This is a genomic window from Streptomyces sp. NPDC007346 (assembly GCF_040703535.1).
Lineage (GTDB): Bacteria > Actinomycetota > Actinomycetes > Streptomycetales > Streptomycetaceae > Streptomyces.
In genome coordinates, this window is the sequence record NZ_JBEYKR010000259.1 from 1 (window position 1) to 4,921 (window position 4,921).

3 protein-coding genes are annotated in these 4,921 nt (G+C 72.8%); all 3 read left to right on the top strand.

The features are described from left to right. The first annotated feature begins 88 nt into the window (after positions 1 to 88). Complete coding sequence (locus AB0917_RS33620) at positions 89 to 1,021, top strand: aldo/keto reductase (RefSeq protein WP_366823505.1); 933 nt, start codon at positions 89 to 91, stop codon at positions 1,019 to 1,021. Positions 1,022 to 1,150: 129 nt separating this feature from the next. Beyond that, positions 1,151 to 3,007 (top strand): ABC transporter ATP-binding protein, encoded by a 1,857-nt coding sequence (locus AB0917_RS33625; RefSeq protein WP_366823503.1) that lies wholly within the window; start codon positions 1,151 to 1,153, stop codon positions 3,005 to 3,007. After that, complete coding sequence (locus AB0917_RS33630) at positions 3,004 to 4,791, top strand: ABC transporter ATP-binding protein (RefSeq protein ID WP_366823504.1); 1,788 nt, start codon at positions 3,004 to 3,006, stop codon at positions 4,789 to 4,791. Before AB0917_RS33625 ends, AB0917_RS33630 begins: the two co-directional genes overlap by 4 nt. Positions 4,792 to 4,921 lie beyond the last annotated feature (130 nt).

Here is a 4,921-nt window from a genome sequence, read left to right on the forward strand (position 1 = left end):
GTGGGCACGAACCGGCCCCTCTCTCATCGACTCTCTCATCGACGGAGCAGAACTCCCGGACAGGAGACGTAGGTTGCGCACCACGGCAATGGGACAGGGTGGGCAGCGGGTCGGCGTCGTGGGACTCGGCTGCATGGGGATGTCCTACGCGTACGACCCCCACGGGCGGGACGACACGGCATCGATCGCGGCCATCCACCGCGCGCTCGACCTGGGCGCGGATCTGATCGACACCGCCGACGTCTACGGCCCGCACACCAACGAGGAACTGGTCGGCCGCGCCCTCGCGGGCCGCCGCCGCCGCGCGTTCCTCGCGACCAAGGTGGGCTTCGTGCAAGGCGGGACCAGGCTGCGCAAGGATGGCAGACCCGAGCACATCAGGGCGGCGGTCGACGCCAGTCTGCGTCGGCTGGGCACCGAGACCATCGACCTCTACCAGCTCCACCGGGTCGACCCCCAGGTGCCGTTGGAGGAGACCTGGGGAGCGATGGCGGAGACCGTACGCGCCGGGAAGGTCCGTGGGCTCGGCCTCTCGGACGTCACCGTGGAGCAGGTCCGCGCCGCGCGGTCGGTCCACCCGGTGACGGCGGTGCAGGCGGAGATCTCGCTGTGGACCCGGGACGCGCTCGCCGAGCTGGTGCCCTACGCGGCCCGCGAGTCCATCACGGTGCTCGCCTACTCCCCGCTCGGCCGCGGCTTCCTCACCGGGCGGTTCGCCTCCAGCGAGGATCTGCCCGCCGACGACTACCGCCGGGTCAACCCCCGCTTCCAGCCGGAGAACCTGGTGGCCAATCGCCCTCTGGCCGAAGCCGTGCGCAAGGTGGCCGACAGTCGCGGCGTCGCGCCCTCGCAGGTCGCCCTCGCGTGGGTGCTCGCCCAGGGGGACCACATCGTGGCGATACCGGGAACCAAGAACGCCCACTACGTGGAGGAGAACACCGCCGCCTGTGAACTGACGCTGACCGCACAGGAGACGGCGCTGCTCGACGCACTGCCGCCCCCCTCGGGCGCCCGGCAGTGACACCCCCGACACCCCCGCCCGTCCCGCCGCCACCGCCCGGCCGGGACGCCACCACCACGTCCCCCGTGGCTGCCACACCGGGGCGAGGACCGCGCCCGGTCGCTCGCCTCGCAGGAAGGAAAGTCATCCGTGTCCGAAGCCGACGGGCCCTCACGCCGTAAGGGTCTGCCCGTCCTCACGGCCGCCGTACGGGAGGAGCCCTGGATCTTCGGCGCGGCTCTCGCGGCCAGTGCCCTGTACGGCGTCGCCCCCGTCGCCACGTCCTGGGTGCTGGGCAGGATCACCGACCGGGTGATCCTGCCGGCCTTCGCGAGCGGCGAGACCTCCTACGCCGCCCTCGCGGCGGCCGGCGCCGCGATCTTCGCGGTCGCGATGCTGCGGGTGGTCGGTGTCATCGGCCGGCGGGTGGGCGCCGGACTGATGCAGTTCCGGCTCCAGTCCACCTACCGCCGCCGCGTCGCCCACCGCTACCTCCAGCTGCCCTTGTCCTGGCACCAACGCCACCCGGCGGGGCGCCTGTTGTCGACGGTCAACTCCGATGTCGAGGCGGTCTGGTCGCCCATCATCCCGCTGCCGACGGCGCTCGGTGTGGTGATCATGCTGGTGTCGGCGATCGGTTCTCTGATCCTGGTCGACCCGGTGCTGGCTCTGGTGAGCATCGCGCTCTTCCCGGCGATCGGCCTGCTCAACGTCTTCTACCAGCGCCGGCTCTCCCCGCTGGCGGCGCGCGCACAGAGCCTGCGTGCCGAGGTGGCCGACATCGCGCACGAGAGCTTCGACGGCGCCGTCGTGGTCAAGACCCTGGGGCTGGAGGCGCACGAGGCCTCACGCATGGCGGAACGGGCGGAGGCGCTGCGGGACGCGAACGTGGCGGTCGGCCGGATGCGGGGCCGCTTCGACCCGCTGCTGGACGCCCTGCCCAACCTCGGCATCCTGACGGTCCTCGCGGTCGGCACCGTCCGGATGGCCTCCGGGGCGATCGGCGTCGCGGAGCTGGTCCAGGTGGCCTATCTGTTCACGATGATCGCCTTCCCGGTGCGGGCCTTCGGCTGGGTGCTGGCGGAGCTGCCGCGCTCGGCGGTCGGCTGGGAGCGGGTGCGCGCCGTACTGGACGCCGAGGGCGACATGCCCAGCGGCCAGTTGCGGCTGACCGACCCCGGCCCGCTCGACCTCGCCGCCCGGGGCGTGAGTTACGCGTACAACGGCAGTGACGTGCTGCACGACGTGACGCTCAGCACCGGCGTGGGCAGCACGGTGGCCGTGGTGGGCCCGACGGGCTCGGGCAAGTCCACCCTGGCGACGCTGATGGTGCGGTTGATCGACCCCGACCGCGGCGACGTACTGATGGACGGCATGAACGCGCGGCAGATGCGTCCGGGCGAGGTGGCGTCCGCGGTGGCCTTCGTCCCGCAGGAGGCGCTGCTCTTCGACGACACCGTGCGCGGCAACGTGCTGTTGGGGCTGGACCGCGAGGACGCGGCGGTCTGGGACGCGCTGGAGGCGGCCGACGTGGCGCACGTGGTACGCGAGTTGCCGGACGAGCTGGATGCCCGGGTCGGCGAACGCGGCGCCAGTCTCTCCGGCGGCCAGCGCCAACGCATCGCACTGGCACGAGCCCTGGTACGCCGACCGCGACTGCTCGTGCTGGACGACGCGACATCGAGCGTCGACCCGGAGGTGGAGAGCCGCATCCTCAACCGGCTGCGCACCTCCGAACTGCCGTCCACCGTCGTGGTGGTGGCCTATCGCAGGGCGACCATCGCGCTCGCCGACCACATCGTCTACGTGGACCGGGGACGGGTCGCCGACGCCGGCTCGCACGCCGAACTCCTGGCCCGCTGTACGGGATACCGCTCACTGGTCACCGCCTACGAGGGCGGGCGGACCGGCCGGCGGACCGAGGGCGGTGCCGCCGCCGAGGACACCGACCGTAACGCCCGGACCGGCGTGTCGACCGCAGAAGCCGAAGAGGGACGGACCGCATGAGTCGTATCAAGGGCTCGCACCACAGTGCGACCGGCACGCTGAAGCGGTTGTTCGCCACCTCGCCGACGCTGCGCCGCGCCCTGTTCGTCGTCCTGCTGCTCGCGGTGATCGCCGCCGGCGGCCGGGTGGTGGTGCCGATCGCGGTGCAGTTGACGCTCGACACCGGCATCCGGTCCGACGAGGGCCCGCGCACCGGCTTCGTGCTCGGCGCGGTCGCGATCTGCGCGGTGGCGGTGCTCTGCACGGCATGGGTCACCTACCGGATGAACCACCGGCTCTACCGGGAAGTGGAGACGGCGCTCGCGGAGATGCGCAAGAAGGCGTTCCGGCGGGTGCACGACCTGTCCGCGCCCGCGCTCGGCGGCGAGCAGCGCGGCGATCTGGTGGCCAGGGTCACCAGCGACGTGGACCAGTTCAGCATCTTCCTCCAGTTCGGCGGCATGCTGCTGGTCAGCGGCTGCCAACTGCTGGTGGGCAGCGCCGTGATGTTCGGCTACTCCTGGGCGCTGGCCCTGACGGTATGGGCGGTCTTCCTGCCGTTGGCGCTGATCCTGCCGCGGTTGCAGAACCAGCTCTCCTTCCGCTACGCCGATGTCCGGACCCGCGCCGGCGCGATGCTCGCCACCACCGGCGAGGCCGTCGCCGGGACGGCCGTGATCCGCGCGCACAATGCCTCCGGACTGATCGGCCGGCGTATCGACACGGCGGTGGAGGAGCACCGCAAGGCGCAGGGCAGGGCCCAGCGGCTGGTGGCCGTCACCCTCTCCAGCGGGGAGGTCGCGGCGGCGCTGGCCATCGGCGCGGTGGTCAGCTTCGGCGTGGTGCTGGGCGTCAACGGCCATATGACAGCAGGCGAGTTGGTCGCCTTCCTCTTCCTGGTGACGCTCTTCATCGGTCCGGCGCAGATGAGCACCGAGGTGCTCAACGAGCTCCAGAACGCGCTCGCCGGGCTGCGCCGTACGCTTGCCGTCATCGAGGCGCCGCGCGAGGTCGAGGACCCGGGCGAGAGGGGCGTGGAGCTGGCGCCGGGCCCGGTGGGGGTCGGCTTCCAGGAGGTGGAGTACGCCTACCCCGACGGCGCGCGCGTGCTGCACGGGGTCTCGGTGGAGATCGCCCCGCGCAGCCGGGTCGCCGTGGTCGGCGAGACGGGCTCGGGCAAGTCGACCTTCGTCAAACTGCTGACCAGGCTGGCCGATCCGACCTCGGGCCGGGTGCTGCTGGGCGGGGTGCCGCTGAGGGACGTACCCCTGGCCTCGCTGCGGCGGCGGGTGGTGATGGTGCCGCAGGACGGCTTCCTCTTCAACACCACCGTCGGGGAGAACATCCGCTACGGCCGCCCCGACGTCGGCGACGACGAGGTCCGCGGCGCGCTCGCCGATCTCGGGCTGACCGGCTGGGTCGAGTCCCTCCCGCACGGCCTGGACACCGAGGCCGGACCGCGCGGCGAGGCGCTGTCGGCGGGCGAACGCCAACTGGTGGCGCTGGCCCGCGCGTACCTGGCCGACCCCGACCTGCTCGTACTCGACGAGGCGACCTCGGCCGTCGACCCGGCGACCGAGCAGCGCCTCCAGCGGGCCCTGGAGACCGCCACCCGGGGCCGTACCGCGGTCTCGGTGGCACACCGGCTCTCCACCGCCGAGGCGGCCGACCGGGTGCTGGTCTTCGACGCCGGACGCATCGTCCAGCAGGGCACGCACGAGGAGCTGGCGGCACGCCCCGGCCGGTACGCGGAGCTGTACGCGGCGTGGCAGTCGGCGACCGCGGGCGACGCCTCCCGGGCCTGAGCCGGCGGGCAGGGTGGCGGCCGACCGGCCGCCACCCCCGCCCCGCGTAGCCGCCCGCCCTGGATCAGGTGACTCCGCGCATCAGCCTGCTGAGGCGCTTGCGGGAGACGGCGACCGCGCCCCCCCAGAC

Coding starts and splice junctions, on each gene's coding strand:
- AB0917_RS33620 (WP_366823505.1), top strand. CDS start 89: ATGGGACAGGGTGGGCAGCGGGTCGGCGTCGTGGGACTCGGCTGCATG.
- AB0917_RS33630 (WP_366823504.1), top strand. CDS start 3,004: ATGAGTCGTATCAAGGGCTCGCACCACAGTGCGACCGGCACGCTGAAG.